General features: G+C 62.3%; 13 protein-coding genes and 1 riboswitch. Of the genes, 3 read left to right on the top strand and 10 right to left on the bottom strand.

The features are described from left to right. Positions 1-453 precede the first annotated feature (453 nt). Both F451_RS25060 and F451_RS0108030 read right to left on the bottom strand, forming a co-directional pair. Positions 454-663 carry a hypothetical protein gene (locus tag F451_RS25060; RefSeq protein WP_020680845.1) on the bottom strand — a complete coding sequence of 70 codons (210 nt, stop codon included), beginning with the start codon at positions 661-663 and terminating at the stop codon, positions 454-456. Beyond that, entirely contained in the window at positions 638-1,186 is a 549-nt protein-coding gene (locus tag F451_RS0108030; RefSeq protein WP_020680844.1) for a glutathione peroxidase, read from the bottom strand. The genes F451_RS25060 and F451_RS0108030 overlap by 26 nt, the downstream gene beginning before the upstream one ends. A 271-nt stretch (positions 1,187-1,457) precedes the next feature. On the opposite strand from F451_RS0108030, the gene F451_RS0108025 reads away from it, so the two are divergent. After that, positions 1,458-1,808, top strand: a complete 351-nt coding sequence (locus tag F451_RS0108025; RefSeq protein WP_020680843.1) for a DUF2956 domain-containing protein — start codon at positions 1,458-1,460, stop codon at positions 1,806-1,808. A gap of 19 nt (positions 1,809-1,827) precedes the next feature. Here the strand turns inward: F451_RS0108025 and F451_RS0108020 are convergent, their stop codons facing one another. From F451_RS0108020 to fadB, 8 genes are all read right to left on the bottom strand, one after another. After that, positions 1,828-3,285 (bottom strand): cobyric acid synthase, encoded by a 1,458-nt coding sequence (locus F451_RS0108020; protein WP_020680842.1) that lies wholly within the window; start codon positions 3,283-3,285, stop codon positions 1,828-1,830. A gap of 38 nt (positions 3,286-3,323) precedes the next feature. Then, positions 3,324-4,304 carry a threonine-phosphate decarboxylase CobD gene (gene cobD / locus F451_RS0108015; protein ID WP_020680841.1) on the bottom strand — a complete coding sequence of 327 codons (981 nt, stop codon included), beginning with the start codon at positions 4,302-4,304 and terminating at the stop codon, positions 3,324-3,326. A 60-nt stretch (positions 4,305-4,364) separates the two neighbouring features. After that, positions 4,365-5,285 (bottom strand): adenosylcobinamide-phosphate synthase CbiB, encoded by a 921-nt coding sequence (cbiB, locus tag F451_RS0108010; RefSeq protein WP_020680840.1) that lies wholly within the window; start codon positions 5,283-5,285, stop codon positions 4,365-4,367. A gap of 4 nt (positions 5,286-5,289) precedes the next feature. Then, a complete protein-coding gene (gene bluB / locus F451_RS0108005) occupies positions 5,290-5,937 on the bottom strand; it encodes a 5,6-dimethylbenzimidazole synthase (RefSeq protein WP_020680839.1) in 648 nt (215 codons plus the stop codon). A gap of 7 nt (positions 5,938-5,944) precedes the next feature. Then, positions 5,945-6,589: a cob(I)yrinic acid a,c-diamide adenosyltransferase gene (gene cobO, locus F451_RS0108000; RefSeq protein WP_020680838.1), complete on the bottom strand. Its 645-nt coding sequence runs from the start codon at positions 6,587-6,589 to the stop codon at positions 5,945-5,947. Next, positions 6,586-7,176 carry a hypothetical protein gene (locus F451_RS25055; RefSeq protein ID WP_020680837.1) on the bottom strand — a complete coding sequence of 197 codons (591 nt, stop codon included), beginning with the start codon at positions 7,174-7,176 and terminating at the stop codon, positions 6,586-6,588. The genes cobO and F451_RS25055 overlap by 4 nt, the downstream gene beginning before the upstream one ends. A 14-nt stretch (positions 7,177-7,190) precedes the next feature. Beyond that, entirely contained in the window at positions 7,191-8,981 is a 1,791-nt protein-coding gene (gene btuB, locus F451_RS0107990) for a TonB-dependent vitamin B12 receptor (protein WP_020680836.1), read from the bottom strand. A gap of 137 nt (positions 8,982-9,118) precedes the next feature. Then, a riboswitch (cobalamin riboswitch) is annotated at positions 9,119-9,397 on the bottom strand. 146 nt (positions 9,398-9,543) lie between these two features. Continuing rightward, entirely contained in the window at positions 9,544-11,685 is a 2,142-nt protein-coding gene (fadB, locus tag F451_RS0107985; protein ID WP_026291602.1) for a fatty acid oxidation complex subunit alpha FadB, read from the bottom strand. A gap of 591 nt (positions 11,686-12,276) precedes the next feature. On the opposite strand from fadB, the gene F451_RS0107980 reads away from it, so the two are divergent. After that, the gene (locus F451_RS0107980; RefSeq protein WP_020680834.1) at positions 12,277-13,284 is read left to right on the top strand and encodes an AraC family transcriptional regulator; all 1,008 of its coding nucleotides are present in this window, start codon (positions 12,277-12,279) and stop codon (positions 13,282-13,284) included. A gap of 1,395 nt (positions 13,285-14,679) precedes the next feature. Next, positions 14,680-15,000 carry a hypothetical protein gene (locus tag F451_RS27645; RefSeq protein WP_156826410.1) on the top strand — a complete coding sequence of 107 codons (321 nt, stop codon included), beginning with the start codon at positions 14,680-14,682 and terminating at the stop codon, positions 14,998-15,000. Positions 15,001-15,032 lie beyond the last annotated feature (32 nt).

Below are 15,032 nucleotides of genomic sequence, written 5' to 3'. Positions count from 1 at the left end.
GCCCGAAGGGGCGTAGCCCAACGATGCATCAACCGTTTAATGGGATTGGTGGGATTGATGGGCTTCGCTTCGCTGCGCCACATCCTACCTGTAGCGTGTATGCCATCTTTGGCGGTCATATCGCGGGCGCGGTTGGTCGGTTGGGCGCAGGCCCGAAGGGTCGTAGCCCAACGATGCATCAACCGTTTAATGGGATTGGTGGGATTGATGGGCTTCACTGCGCTGCGCCACATCCTACCTGTAGTGTTTACGCCATCCATGGCGGTCATACCGCGGGCGCGGTTGGTCGGTTGGGCGCAGGCCCGAAGGGGCGTAGCCCAACGATGCATCAACCGTTTAATGGAATCGATGGGCTGCGCCACATCCTGCCTGTAGCGGGTATACCGCTCAGAACTCGACCCAGCGGGAACCGTTGTCGGCTGATTCCACGCAGCGGATCACGACAACCGTGCGTTACTGCAGGATCAAAGGACTGACGCCATCATCGACCATGACCTGGAACAGGATGCCCACCGCGCCTGCCTCTACCTGCTGCAACGCCACGGGGCAGTGCCGAAGGATATCGCCGAAACCCGCTCGCGCATCAATATCGTCACGCCGTTCAACCTCTGATCCGCGGCGCGGCGCGGCTCGAGCGTCAGTCAGCGTCCAGTAAAGCTTCAATCTGCTGGCGCAGACGCGCGCTGTCAGGGCGGGTCAGGCTTGAGTACTCGGCCACAAACTGACCATCGCGGCCGATCAGGTATTTGTGAAAATTCCATTTGGGCGCCGTGCCACTGACCGCCGCGAGGTTTTTCCAGAACACCGTGGCGGTGTCGCCCCTGACGGAAGACTTGGCAAACATCGGAAAGCGCACGCTGTAGGTCGAACGGCAGAAATTCTGTATTTGCTGCTCGGAACCAGGCTCCTGGCCGCCGAAATCGTTGGATGGAAAGCCCAGCACAACCAGGCCCCGGTCACGGAACTCGTCATACAGCGTTTCAAGCCCCTCATACTGACCGGTAAATGCACATTTACTGGCGGTATTCACCACCAACAGCACCTTGTTCGCGTAGGCATCACACAGATTGACCACACTGTCATCCGCCAGCAGACGCACCTCGTGATCAAGCACTGCGCTGCAATCGGCCGCCACGACCGATGAGCTTAACAGCAGGGCGGCGATGCCCGTTAAAGAAGTACGCATGCGATCTCCTGAGTGTTTGGGGTGCATTGGCAGCAATGGCCCGGCATAGCCTGCAACCTGCCCCGTGCCCGCGGGGTGGCTGTTGCATCCAGCATAGCGGTTACGGGCCACAACAGCGCCAAATCTGTGCCAAACCTCTGCGTTCACAGGGGTGTTACGCTATCCCGCCAGCGCCGGATCAGTTGCCGCTCGCCTGCATTGCCCATTGACCCCGCCCCGGATCAGGGTCACCGTTAGCAGCTGAATAAACGGCACTGCACAGAGAGCACCGATGGTCAGATATTCCAAACAGAAAGCGCCCTCCCCCGAAACCCAGGATGAAGCCCTGAAAGTCGCCCGGGCGACGCAGCAACCGGGACAAACCAAAGAACAGACCAAGCTTATCGCCAAGGGTATTCAGCGCGGTATCGATGAGTACAAGAAGCAGCACAAGGCAAGAGCGCGGGAACTGAACAAGCAGATCAAGCAGGTGAAAGCCCAGGGCAAGGCACACGACCCGGATTCGGCCACGCAGCCGCTGCCCGAGGGCAAAAGCAGTGGCGCCGGGCGACTGCCCTGGGTGCTGCTGGTTCTGTCGTGGCTGCTGTTCGCAGCCTTTGCATGGTTTTACGTTGCCCGCTGAACCGGTTGGCCCGCTAGGGTCACAGGCCTAACAGCCGGTCAACCGCGTCCAGCGCCAGGTGCTGCTCCAGGCAGTCGGCCAGCCGGTCAATGCCCGCTTCACGCAGCGCCTGGTAATCGGGGCTTGCGGCCTCGGCAAAGCCGGCCCAGCACAGCAGGGCGTCGGTGGCGCCCGCCTGATCGAACAGGCCGTGCAGATAGGTGCCGAGGATCTGGCCATCCTCGCTCAGCGCGCCTTCATCACGGCCCTCCAGCTGCAGCGCCGGGCGCTGCAGGCCCGGCCCCTCGCTGACGCCCACATGAATCTCGTAACCCGACACCGCGGCGCCACCCAGCGCCAGCGTACCCTCAACGGTGCGCAGCTGCTTGCGCGCCTCGAGCCGGGTGTCGATTTCGAGCAGCCCGAGCCCCGCGCTGCTGCCGGGTGCGCCCTCGATGCCCAGCGGGTCCTGCACCTCGCGGCCCAGCATCTGGTAGCCGCCGCAGATACCGATGACCTTGCCGCCGTAGCGCAGGTGACGCCGAATGTGCGCCTCCCAGCCGGCTTCACGCAGCCAGTGCAGGTCGCTGCGCACGGACTTGGAGCCCGGCAGGATAATCAGATCGGCAGGCCCCGGGGTTTCGCCCGGGCCGACAAACTCGAAATCGACCTGCGGGTGAAGGCGCAGCGGATCGAAGTCCGTGTGGTTGCTGATATGGGGCAGCACCGGTACCTGCACCCGCAGACAGGCCCCTTCGGGGCGGCTGTCATGTCCGCGGGGCAATGCATCCTCGGCCTCCAGGTGCAGGCCATGCAGGTAGGGCAGCACGCCCAGCACCGGCTTGCCGGTACGGGCCTCGAGCCAGTCGAGCCCGGACTGCAGCAGCCCGATATCACCCCGAAAACGGTTGATCACGAAGCCCGCCACCCGTGCCTGTTCGGTGTCACTGAGCAGCTCCAGCGTGCCCACCAGGTGGGCAAAGACGCCGCCACGGTCGATATCGGCGATCAGGATCACCGGGCAGTCTACCGCCTCGGCAAAGCCCATGTTGGCGATATCCCGGTCACGCAGGTTGATCTCGGCCGGCGAGCCGGCGCCCTCCACCACCACGGCGCGGTACTGCTCGCACAACCGCCCGTGGGATTCCAGCACGGCCTGCATGGCCACCCGCTTGTAGTCGTGGTAAATGCCGGCCTCCATGTTGGAGATTGCCTGGCCATGAATGATCACCTGGGCGCCGGTATCGGAATTGGGTTTCAGCAGCACCGGGTTCATGTCGGTATGGGGCACCAGGTGGCAGGCCTGGGCCTGCACCGCCTGGGCACGGCCGATCTCGCCGCCATCGACCGTCACGGCACTGTTGAGCGCCATGTTCTGCGGCTTGAACGGCACCACGGCAATGCCCCGGCGCGCCAGCACACGGCATAGCCCGGCCACCAGCGTGCTCTTGCCGGCATCTGAAGTGGTGCCCTGGATCATCAGCGTTCTGGCGGTCATGGGTGTCCTGGTGTGGCTTATTGGTGTCTTGGCAGTCATCAGAGTATCTCGGTCAAGGCGGTATCGAGCCGGGCCCAGCCGGCCTCATCGGGCGGCAGGCCGAAGCGCAGGCTGGCGGGTGTTTCAAACAGCCGGGTCAGGATGGCCCGCTGCGCCAGGGATTGGTGCAGCCGCGCGGCGTCCGGCGTGCAGACCCACTGGAACAGGCTGCAGCCGGCCGTGGGGGCAAGCCGATGACGGCTTAGAAGCTGCGCCAGCCGGGCACTCTGCTCGGCCAGATGCCCGCGCATCGACTGCTGCCAGGCTCGGTCATCCAGCGCCCGCATGGCCACCGCGCGGGCCGGCCCCGACAGCGTCCAGGGGCCGAGCAGCTCGCGCAGCGGATTGAGTATGGCGGCCTCGGCCAGCACGAAGCCCACTCGAATGCCGGCCAGGCCGAAAAACTTGCCCACCGAGCGCAGCACGATCAGCCCGGGCTGATGGGCCAGCGCCGCCAGGCTCGCCTCGGGCGTGCAGTCGATAAAGGCCTCATCCAGCAGCAGCCAGCCGCCGCGGGCCGCCATCTCCCGATGCCAGGCCTGCAGCTCTTCGCGGCTGAAACGCTCGCCACCGGGATTCCCCGGATGGATCAGCACCAGGACCTCGCAGTCGGGCAGCCCGCGGCGCAAGCGGGCTACACAGACTTCCTCCACTTGATGACCGGCAGCACGCCAGGCGTGCTGATGTTCGCGATAACCCGGCGACATGATGGCAACGCGCCCGGGCTCGCGCAGTCGGGGCAGTGCCTGAATGGCGGCCTGGGAGCCGGCCACCGGCAGCAGGCCGGTGCAGCCGTAATAGCGGCGGGCGGCCGCTTCCAGACCGTCGTCGTCTTCCGGCAGGCGTGCCCAGCACTGCGGATCCAGCGTCGGCACCGGCCAGCCATGCGGGTTCAGGCCCGTCGACAAATCCAGCCAGCGGTGCAGCGCGATGCCCTGCTCCAGCGCTGCGGCCCGCAGACGCCCTCCGTGTTGCAGCATTGTGATAGTCCGCGTGTATTTGGTTGTTTAACGGACGCCGTTGCACGGCGTCGACAGCGTTCAGATCAGCTCGCTGATGCCAGAAGCAACCAGCAACACCAGTACCCAGAGCGCGACGCTGCGCTGTACCAGTCGCAACGCCCGCAGGATATCCCCCGCCACGGGCTCCGCACCCTGCCCCAGCCAAGGCTTTTGCAGCCACTGGCCACGGTAGCGCGCAGGCCCGCCGAGGCGAATACCCAGAGCCCCGGCACCGGCGGCCATCACCGGGCCGCCATTGGGGCTGTCGCAGGCAGCGGCCTGGGTGCGCCAGCAGTGAAGCGCCAGCCGGGTTCTGCCCAGCAGCGCATAGCTCAGGGCCGTGAGCCGCGCCGGCAGCCAGTTCAGAGCATCGTCGATACGGGCGCTGGCCCAGCCAAAGTGCAGATACTGTTCCGAGCGGTACCCCCAGCTGGCATCCAGGGTATTGGCCAGGCGAAACAGCACCACCCCGGGCAACCCGGCCAGCACGAACCAGAACAGCGCACCGAACACGGCGTCGTTGCCGTTTTCCAGAATCGACTCGATGGTTGATTTTTCAATATCCAGTGTTGCGGCATCCCGACTGACTATACGTGATGCATACTCCCGGGCCGCGGGTTCCTCACCCTGTTGCAAGGCTCTGAACACCGGTTGTGCATGATCGTGCAGACTTCGATGCCCCAGTGCCCAGTAGAGCCCGAGCAGGGCCGCCAGTTCGCCGATCACCGGCACGCCGGACAGCCCCCAGGCAACCAGTACCGCAGGGGCGATCAGCAGCAGCCAGGCCACGGCCCCGGCACAGCGCTGTGCCGCGGGGGCCGGGCCCCAGCGACCATGCAGCCAGGCCTGCGCCCGGGCCGCCAGCCGGCCGAAGCCCACCAGCGGATGCCAGCGCAGCGGTGGCTCGCCCAGGGCCCAGTCCAGCAGCACCGCGGCGAGCATGATCAGTGCCGGTATCATCGGACTATCCCCAGCCATCGGTCGACAGCAATTCCTGCAGCGGCCGGGGTTCTGCCCAGCCGCTGTCCTGCAGCATGGGCCTGGGGTAAAACGCATCCACCTGCCCCAGGCAGAGCACCGCCACCGGCTGGCTGCCCGCCGGCATGCCCAGCAGGTCCGCCAGCGCCACCGGGTCGAACAGCGAGACCCAGCCCATGCCGAGCCCTTCGGCGCGGGCCGCCAGCCACAGGTTCTGAATGGCACAGGAGACCGAGGCCAGATCCATTTCCGGCAGGGTGCGCCGGCCAAAGACATGGCCTTCGCGCTGGTCCGTCAGCGCCACCACCAGCAGTTCGCCGCACTCGCGCACGCCTTCTACCTTGAGGCGCATGAACTCGTCTTGCCGTTCTCCCAGCGCCCGCGCCGTGGCCAGGCGTTCCTGCTCCACCAGTGCCGCAATGGCGCTGCGCAAGGCGTCATCACAAATGCGGATAAAGCGCCAGGGCTGCATCAGGCCGACGCTTGGGGCACAGTGTGCCGCCTCCAAGAGCCGGGCCAGCACCTCGGGCGCAACGGCACCCGGCACGAAATGGCGCATGTCCCGGCGCTCGCGAATGGCGCGGTAGACGGCATCGCGCTCGGCATTACTGAAGCTCTGATCGGGTCGGGTCATGGCTGTATTAAAGCTCGATACCGTGCTGCGCCTTGATACCGGCGCGAAAAGCGTGCTTCACATCCCCCATCTCGGTCACGGTGTCGGCCAGCTCGATCAGTTCGGCCGGCGCTCGGCGCCCGGTAATGATCAGGTTCTGGTGCGCAGGTCGCGCCTTGGCCGCCTCAATCACGGCCTCCAGCGGGATATAGCCGTACTTGAGGGCGATGTTCAGCTCGTCCAGCACCACCATGTGAATGGCCGGGTCGGCCATCAGGCCGCGGGCCACGTCAAAGGCCGCCATGGCTGCCGCCACATCCCGTTCGCGGTTCTGGGTTTCCCAGGTAAAGCCCTCGCCCATCACGTGGTAGCTCACCCCCGGCAGGTCGCGAAAGAAGGCCTCTTCACCGGTGCTGAAGGCGCCCTTGATAAACTGCACCACACCCACGCGCTGACCGTGGCCCAGGGCGCGTGCCACCATGCCAAAGGCCGAGCTGCTCTTGCCCTTGCCGTTGCCGGTCAGCACCAGCACGATGCCGCGCACGGTATCGGCGCGGGCGATGGCGGCATCCACCACCTCCTTCTTGCGCTGCATGCGGTTCTGGTGCCGTTCGTCCTTGGCCGCCTGCTCCGCGGCCGTGAGTTCGGGCGCGGCTGTTGTTGATTCACTCATAGGTGATGTCCTCTGTTCATGACGGCAGCACTGCGCCACTGCATCATTGCCAGCACGGCGCTGTGCAGTACCGCCGTCAGGGCAATATAAAAGACCATGGATTGCAGGCTAAGCGGCCCGTAGCGCAGCAGACGCTGGGCAAACTCGGCCAGGGTGGGGTCGGCGAAACGGCCGGAAAAATAATAGTAGCTGCCGCTGGAAATCAGCTGGCACAGGCTGGAGGCCAGCACGACCGACACCAGCAAAGGCCACAGCATGGACCAGTGTGCACGGTACCGGGTCGCCAGCCAGCGGCCACCGAGCCAGAGTGCGCCGTATGCCGGCAGCAGCATGGGATAGGCCACCGTGATGCACAGATCGATGGCGCCCTGGAAACCCACGGCGCTAATATCCAGCAGCACCGCTTCGGCCATCAGGCCGGCAAAAGCCCATTTCGATCGCAGGTAAAAGCCGGCAATGAAGAACAGCGCCCAGGCGGCGCTGGGCAGGTTTTCCAGGCTGGCGAAGTGATGGCCGCGCGTGGCGGCCATCATCAGTGCCAGCCCCAGACCCAGCAGAAGCTGAGCACGGGTACTTAACTGCAACATCGTGGAGGTCCTGCTCAGGGTGCGTAGTGCAGCGACAGCCAGTAGGTGCGGCCATCCTGGTTAAAGGCGGCTGCGGTCTGGTAGTCCTTGTCGAACAGGTTCTCGATGCGCCCCTTCAGCGACCAGTCCTGTGCCAGCTGGTAGCCAGCGCGCAGATCGACCTTGGTGTAGCCGCCCAGCCATTCACTGCCATCCGGCCGTTTGCCTACGGCCTGCAACGCCCCGCCAACGGAATAGCGCCCAAAATCGCGATCCGCGGAGACGTTGAGTACCTTGCGGGCACGGCGGTTGAGCACGCTGTCGTCGCTGCGATCCTTCGGATCCAGCAGGTCCAGACTGGACGACAGGTCCCAGTGCGCAATGCGGGTGGAGGCAACCAGCTCCAGACCCCGAATGCGGGCTTCGTTCACGTTCATGGGAATCCAGCGGAATGGGTCCAGCGGGGTCGGCGAAGGCTGCCAGGCGATCAGGTTGTCCACGTCAGTCTGGTAGAGATTGGCTGACCAACGCACGCCGGCATGATCGCCGGAAAGGCCCAGTTCCCAGGATTCGGACTCTTCGGGCTGCAGCGCTGGGTTGCCGGCGCCAGGCCAGTACAGGTCGTTAAAGGTCGGAGCCTTGAATGCCGTGCCATAGCTGGCAACCAGGCGCATGTGCGGTGCAAGCTCGAGCCCCCAGGCCACGGAGCCCGTGTTCTGGCTGCCGAACTGCTCGTTATCGTCATGGCGCAGACTGAAGGCCAGATCCTGACGACCGAAGAACAGCTGGTACAGACCGAAAACACCCACGTTGTCACGGGACCTCACCGCGAAGTCCGAGTTGCTGCTCACCTGGTCCTCTTGATAATCCAGTCCCCAGGTCAGCTGGCTGACGTCACCAAAAAAGTGTTCGCTGACCAGGGACGCGACATCACGCTCGGTATCGAACCGGGAGAAGAAGACACCGTCCGTAAAGTTGGTCGACTCATCCGTGCTGCGGCCTACCGACAAATCCAGATTCCATTCGGCGGTTGGCGAAAGGCGAAGTTTGGCGCCGAGCACTTCCAGGTCATTGTCACTGGCATTGGGATTGCCATCGAATTCGTTTTCGCCTTCGTTGCGGCTCCAGTTGACCGATAGTTCGGCAACCTCATTAAGGCGGTGGCCCGCACTCAGGGCAACGGACTGGTTATCGTAACCGTCGTTGTCCGGTTCCAGGCCTATGCGCGAATCAAAGCCGTCGGTGCTGAAATCGCTCAGGCTCAGGTTGTACCAGCTCTTACGCGTGCCACCGGACAGGCCCACCGCCAGTTCCCGGCTTCCATGGCTGCCAACCTCGGCACTGACACGGGGCTTAACCCCTTCGCCGCCCTTACGGGTAAAGATCTGGATCACGCCACCAATGGCTTCGGAACCGTACAGCGACGAGCGCGGACCGCGCACGATCTCGATTCGCTCGATCTGATCCAGTGCAAGATGCTCGAACGACACCGCGCCCAGCGTGGCCGACCCCGCCTTGATACCGTCGATCAATACCAGCACCTGATCCGAGTTGGTGCCACGCATGAATATCGAACTGTTCTTGCCGCGGCCGCCATTGTTGATCATCTGCACGCCGGGTACGCGCCCGAGCAGTTCGGGCAGGTTGCTGGCCTGTTCACGTTCGATCTGTTCACGGGTGATCACGGTGACCGACGCCAGGGTCTCGTCGGCGGTCTGGGCGGTACGGGTTGCTGTGACGATGACCGGGCTCAGGGTATTGGCCGTATCGGCCAGAACGACGGAAGAGCCGAGCAACAGTGCTGCCGGCAAAGAATAGGATTTCATTACACACAGATCCTTCCCGTGCTCACCCGCACGGCAATCAACAAATAGGGAGGTCACGCAGAAGGACAGAAACGAGGACGCGGCGCCCGGTTACAAAGCCTGAGCGCTCAGCGTGCCGCTGCAACGCCCTCCGCGATGCCGACAAGTCGCTTTTGGCCGGTCTCCGGACTCACGAATCGACGCGATCGCGTCTGAAACAGCGCCTTCCCATGCTCAAGAACACAGTGGCGTTAAGCTGTTCCGCAAACCGGCTTACCGCTGGCACAGGCCAGGGATCGGGTTTGCTTCGTTTACCGTTGCGGGGGCAGTGCCGGCATTGCTGCGAAAGGAAGTGAAATCCCATCGCCATCGCGCACCGGCTTCCCGATTAAACTCAAGGGCACGAACCCTTGGGTACCAGAAGCTGTGGCGCATTGTAGGGATCTGTCCGAATAATTACAAATAGACGCGGCGGGAAAGCCGGTCCCGCCGCTGCGCAAGGCAGCGACGGGACCGGCGACAGTATACGCGGCAGAATCTGCTACTCGCCGCGGCTGCTAGCCAATACTGCTAGCCGTTACTGCTAAAAGAAGGTCTCGTTGCGCGCCGCACGCTCACGCAGCCCTTCTGTGGTCTGGTAGAGCGCGCCCTGCCCGGCATGGCGCTCGACACGCTGGCAGAACTCCGCCGCCCCCAGGCTGTCGATGTAGCGCAGGGCACCACCGCGAAAACGCGGAAAGCCCAGGCCCAGGATCAGCCCCATGTCGACCTCGGCGGCACTGTCGGCGATGCCATCCTCCAGGCAGCGTACCGCCTCCATGCACAGCGGAATCATCATGCGATCGACGATGTCCTGGTCACTCAGTTCCTGCACCGGTCCCTGGGCTTCGTCGATCAGCTGCTGCGCCGTCGCTGCCGCCACCCGGGTACGCCGTCCATTGTCATCCACGCCGTACTCATAGAAGCCCCGGCCGTTCTTCTGCCCCAGGCAATCGGCCGCCAGCAACTGCTCGGCGATGCAGGTGCCGTCATGCCCCATGCGCTCGGGAAAGCCCTCGATCATCACCTGGTCGGCGTGCACACAGGTATCCAGTCCGATTACGTCCATCAGGTAAGCCGGACCCATGGGCCAGCCAAAGGCCTCCATCACCCGGTCGATACGCTCAAAGTCCACGCCATCCAGCAACAGGCGGTTAAAGCCGTTGAGATAGGGAAATAGGATGCGGTTGACCAGGAAGCCCGGGCAGTCGTTGACCACGATGGGGCTCTTGCCCATGGACAGCGCAAAGTTCACCGTGGTGGCCAGTGTCTCGGCGCTGGTTTCGCGCCCCCGAATCACCTCGACCAGCGGCATCAGGTGCACCGGGTTGAAAAAGTGCATGCCGCAGAACTGGGCCGGGCGCTGCAGCGACTGCGCCAGCTGCGTGATGGAGATGGTGGAGGTGTTGGACGTCAGTATCGCATCGGGGCGCAGGTTGGCTTCCACATCGGCCAGCACCTTGGCCTTCACGGCGGCATTTTCGACCACCGCTTCCACCACCAGATCCACCCGGTCGAACCCCTCGTAGTCCAGGGTCGGGTGAATGGCGGCGAGTACGCTAGCCTTGCCGCTTTCATCCAGGCGGCCTTTTTCAATCTGCCGGTCCAGCAGCTTGGCGGCGGTCGAGACACCCAGTTCCAGCGCGTGCGGCTGGATATCCTTCATCAGCACCGGCGTTCCGGTACTGGCCGACTGAAAGGCAACACCGCCACCCATGATGCCGGCACCGATGACCGCAGCCTGCGTTACACTGCCGCCCTGCTTGAGCGCCGCCTTGGCCTTGCGCTTGAGCAACTGGTCATTCAGGAACAGGCCCACCAGGCTCTGCGCCGAATCGCTTTTGAGCAGCTCGATGAAGGCCTGCTGCTCGGCCTGCAATGCCGCCTGGAAATCCAGCGTGATATGGCGCAGTACCAGCGCCAGCACGGTAGGTGCGGCCGGATAGCGGGGATCGAGCTTTGCCCCCAGCTGCTTGTCCAGCCCGGCCAGCTGCTTGTGCAGGGTTTCGCTGGCGACCAGCGGCGCCTGCTTGCGCTCGCGAACCAGGTGCAGGTCACAGCCTTTCTCGATCTTCTGGCGCAGCAATTCCAGCGCGCAGCTGTGCAGCGACTCGGGCTCGGCCACGGCATCCACCGCGCCCTGCTCCAGCGCCGTTTTGGCATTCTGCGGCCGGCCGCTGATCATCCACGACAGCGCCGCCTCCACCCCGATGAGGCGGCTCAGACGCACCGTGCCGCCCCAGCCGGGAAAGAGTCCCAGGCTGACTTCGGGCAGGCCCACCTTGCCATCGCTGGCCAGCACGCGGAAATCCGCCGCCAGGGCCATTTCAAAACCGCCCCCCAGGGCCAGGCCATTCACCGCCGCCACGCTAACCATCGGCAGGCTTTCAATCTCGCACAGCAGCGCGTGCACGCTGGCCATCCAGGGCGCCAGTTCTGCGGCATCCTGCTTCGAGCGCTGCGCCAGTTCCGGAATATCGGCCCCGACGATAAAATTCGACTTGGCGCTGCGCATCAGCAGGCCCTGAATGCCCTGGGCCGCACGCAGCTGCGCCACCGCCGCCTGCAGCTCTTCAAACACGGCGCTGGTGAGGGAGTTGACCGAAGCGCCCTGCACATCAAATACCAGCTCGGCAATGCCGGACTCCACTACCTGCAGGCTGACTGCCTGTCCTTCGTACATCATGTTCAGCACCTCAATTCCTTTGCGGACATTTACGCAGGACCCCGCAGGCCCCACCCGTCGCTCTTTTGAATTATTGTCGCCGGCTGCAGCACCATCAAGCGCGCAGGCCGTTAGCAGCCTGTCGGGCTTGGCCGATCGTAGCGAGGGAAAGACCGATTTGCGGCAGTTTGTGAGCTCTCTTGAGGCGAATAGTGGTTCTATTTAACAAAAGAGAGTACATAAAATGACCAAACTCGGCTTTTCCGCAGCAGATCAGTGTTAAGTCCGACAGGCTGCTAGCCCCACCGGTCGGCCAGTCTGGCCCAGAGCGCAAGTGACAACAATGACAAAGCCAGCCGTTTAATGGACATATTCGGACGCTAGCAGCCTGTCGGGCTTGGCCGGTCGTAGCGAGGGAAAGTCCGTTTTGAGGCAGTTTTTGAGTTCTTTTGAGACGAATAGTGGTTCTATTTAACAAAAAAGAACGCGAAAAATGACCAAAATCGGCTTTTCCGCAGTAGATCAGTGTTAAGCCCGACAGACTGCTAGGCTGCGCCTCAATGGCAAAAAGCGTCATAATGAGCGGATCGCATATCCAATACGGACAACCCGATGAGTTCGCCCCGCCATTCCATCTCGGTCCACTATGCCCGCACCTTTATCGCCGGGCTCGAACGCCAGGGCTACGACTGTGACCCCATACTGCAGCGCGCCAGCCTGCACCGCGGCCTGCTGAACAATCGCCAGGTTCGCATCACGCCCCATCAGCTCAGCACCCTGGTGCAGCAACTCTGGCTGGCCGCCGACGACGAGTTTCTGTGCCGCGGCTCGCGCCCCTGCCGGTTCGGCATATTCCCGCTGATGGCCCGCCAGGCCCTGTACGGCACCACGCTGCGCTCGGTTATGCGGCGCAGCTGCCATTTCTACAACCTGGTGTCCGAGGCGGTCGAGTTCCGCTTCGAGGAATGGGACGATCGCGCCCGCCTGAGTCTGCGCCTGACCGACCCGAGCCTGGACCCCGAACACAGCCTGTGCGAATTCCTGCTGCTGATCTGGCACCGCTTCCCCGGCTGGATGATCGGCCGGCGCGTGGAGCTCAGCCGCATGCTGTTCAGCCATCCCCGCCCGGCCCACGCCGCCGAATACCGGCTGATGTTCCCGGCCCCGGTGGAGTACGAGCAACCGTACAACGGCTTCGAGTTCAGCCGCGACCAGCTCGACGCCCCCATCGTGCAAACCGTGACCAACCTGCGCAGCTACATGAAGCGCGCCCCGCTGGACTGGTTCAGCCGCCAGGCCTACTACCCCATCTACACCCGCCGGGTACTGGACCAGCTCGAACGCGCCGACACTCTGGCCAGCACCACCATGGAAGAAACGGCCACGATCCTGCACATCACCACCCGCACCCTGAGACGCAAGCTGACCGAGGAAGGCACCAGCTTCCAGGATATAAAGGACGGCCTGCGCCGCGACACGGCCATCCACCTGCTTAGCCAGCCCAGCAGGCCCGTATCGAGTATCGCGCGGGAGCTGGGGTTTTCGGAGCCGTCGGCCTTTACCCGAGCCTTTCGGCACTGGACGGGAGTATCGCCGAGCAGTTATCGCAAGCAGGGGTGAGCGCGCTGGCGCGCGGTTCTCGGGTTTCGGGTTCGGCGGGATCTGTGGTTGGTACCTGGCTGACGGCGGGATCACGCGGAAAACTGTAGGAGCGCCGTCTCCGCGCGAACTGTGGGAGCCCGGTCTCCGGGCGAATAAGCGCGGCCCCCGTGCGAACTGTGGGAGCCCGGTCTCCGGGCGAATAAGTGAATGCGCAAGCGAATACATCGACGTGGCCAGATTGCCTATATTGCGCCTTGCTGGCGCAAGAATCGGTCTTGTAACCCCTGCTATTTCATTCGCACCAAAATGCGCCGCCTAGTAAAAATTGAGGTGTAGAGCCAGATGGCTGCCTATACTTCTTGAGCTTTGGAACGTGCACCGGCCCACGGCATCGTGCGGGTGACAAGCTGGATAAACCCGGGCATCATGCCGTAAGCCCTTACGCCAGTTATGGGTTTTGATTCATGGTATTCGCGAACTTGAATACCCGGCACCGACTGGCGTAGCAGCCTGAAATGGAAAGATAAATAGTCACAAAATGTGACAGGCACGAACGGAGAACGTGGCCAAACAAAGCCGGCAACAGCCGGCACGATCGTCAGCTGAGCAACGGACGCCAGGCTGGGATACCTTCCCCTCCCCTATTCTTTTTGCTCTTCTCGGCGGTGATACCCCCGGCGGCATTACATCGTCGTGGCGGTAGCGTGGTTTTTCGGCCTGCTTGAAAGTACAGCGGCAGGAAGCAGTATCGGTTGACGCATTCAGGCCAAAACGTTTAGCGAGACCAGTGTCTGGGGCAACAGACTTAGATCACCCAGAAGTAACGTAGAAGCAGATGGTTACCCAACTGAACGAAAAAGTGGATATGAGGCTTGGTGATCGCTTTGTCGGATGGGATCTGGTCGAGAAAACTGACTGAATGGTTGATCTTAAACGGAATTTCGCCTGATTTTGGCGAATGTACGTCCGGAAATAGTGGCCTCGGGCAAAACGGCCTTCGAGGCCATGATACAAATGTTATGTTTGTCAGCGAATGAAGGAGGAAATCTAGAGTATTTAGGGCAGCACGCACTGCGGAGCAGAGCCCTGGCGATTCCCAATCAACGTTCAAACACAAACTGAGAGAGGTAATTGCCATGGTAAAACAACTGCAACTGAAAGCTGGGCCTTTCATAGGTCCCACCCTGGTCATCCTTGGATGGCTTGCATTCTTTAGCTCATTTTTTGTAACAAGCCCTTTATGGGTCGTACTGCTACAGAGTGTCGCCAGGGTTCTGCCCTAAGTACTTTAGGTAACAGGTTGGTGCTAGTTCGGCATCAAAACATAACAAGTCGCAGCAGTACGCGGCCGATGGCCGCCGGACGCGCTAAAGCGCGCCGCTGTGCTCAGCGTTAGCGGAAAGGGAGTTACAAGTGGCATCGGCCTACCCAATTGCAGCGTTTCTAGTATTTGCCTTGATTGGCTTATTTCTATTTCCTGTAGCATGGTGGGCTCTGGCCTATTGGCAAAAGAAGAAAAACTTAAAGACACTCTCAAAAGTGTCAATGTACTTGTCGGTAACACCAATTCTGGCCTTCGGATTCCTATATATTGGTAAGGAGGGTTTTTGGATTCCACCAATGGCTGCAGGGCTAATCTTCTTTGTAACTCCAGTTTTAAATATTATATTTCTTGTGGTAGGTGTGATAATAACAATCATACAACCAAGGAGGCTGGTAAATGAATCACGCTAACAAGGCGTTCAAAAACGTTTGCTTTGCTCACT

Origin of the sequence: Marinobacterium rhizophilum DSM 18822 (assembly GCF_000378045.1) — a bacterium.
GTDB classification, from domain to species: Bacteria; Pseudomonadota; Gammaproteobacteria; order Pseudomonadales; family Balneatricaceae; genus Marinobacterium_A; species Marinobacterium_A rhizophilum.
This window is presented reverse-complemented; position numbering and strand designations above follow the sequence as displayed.

Bases quoted from the DNA above. Each gene is read 5' to 3' on its own strand.
- F451_RS25055 (WP_020680837.1), bottom strand. From the start codon at position 7,176: ATGTTGCAGTTAAGTACCCGTGCTCAGCTTCTGCTGGGTCTGGGGCTG.
- bluB (WP_020680839.1), bottom strand. From the start codon at position 5,937: ATGACCCGACCCGATCAGAGCTTCAGTAATGCCGAGCGCGATGCCGTC.
- F451_RS0108025 (WP_020680843.1), top strand. From the start codon at position 1,458: ATGGTCAGATATTCCAAACAGAAAGCGCCCTCCCCCGAAACCCAGGAT.
- F451_RS0108020 (WP_020680842.1), bottom strand. From the start codon at position 3,285: ATGACCGCCAGAACGCTGATGATCCAGGGCACCACTTCAGATGCCGGC.
- cbiB (WP_020680840.1), bottom strand. From the start codon at position 5,285: ATGATACCGGCACTGATCATGCTCGCCGCGGTGCTGCTGGACTGGGCC.
- cobO (WP_020680838.1), bottom strand. From the start codon at position 6,589: ATGAGTGAATCAACAACAGCCGCGCCCGAACTCACGGCCGCGGAGCAG.
- F451_RS0107980 (WP_020680834.1), top strand. From the start codon at position 12,277: ATGAGTTCGCCCCGCCATTCCATCTCGGTCCACTATGCCCGCACCTTT.
- fadB (WP_026291602.1), bottom strand. From the start codon at position 11,685: ATGATGTACGAAGGACAGGCAGTCAGCCTGCAGGTAGTGGAGTCCGGC.
- btuB (WP_020680836.1), bottom strand. From the start codon at position 8,981: ATGAAATCCTATTCTTTGCCGGCAGCACTGTTGCTCGGCTCTTCCGTC.
- cobD (WP_020680841.1), bottom strand. From the start codon at position 4,304: ATGCTGCAACACGGAGGGCGTCTGCGGGCCGCAGCGCTGGAGCAGGGC.
- F451_RS0108030 (WP_020680844.1), bottom strand. From the start codon at position 1,186: ATGCGTACTTCTTTAACGGGCATCGCCGCCCTGCTGTTAAGCTCATCG.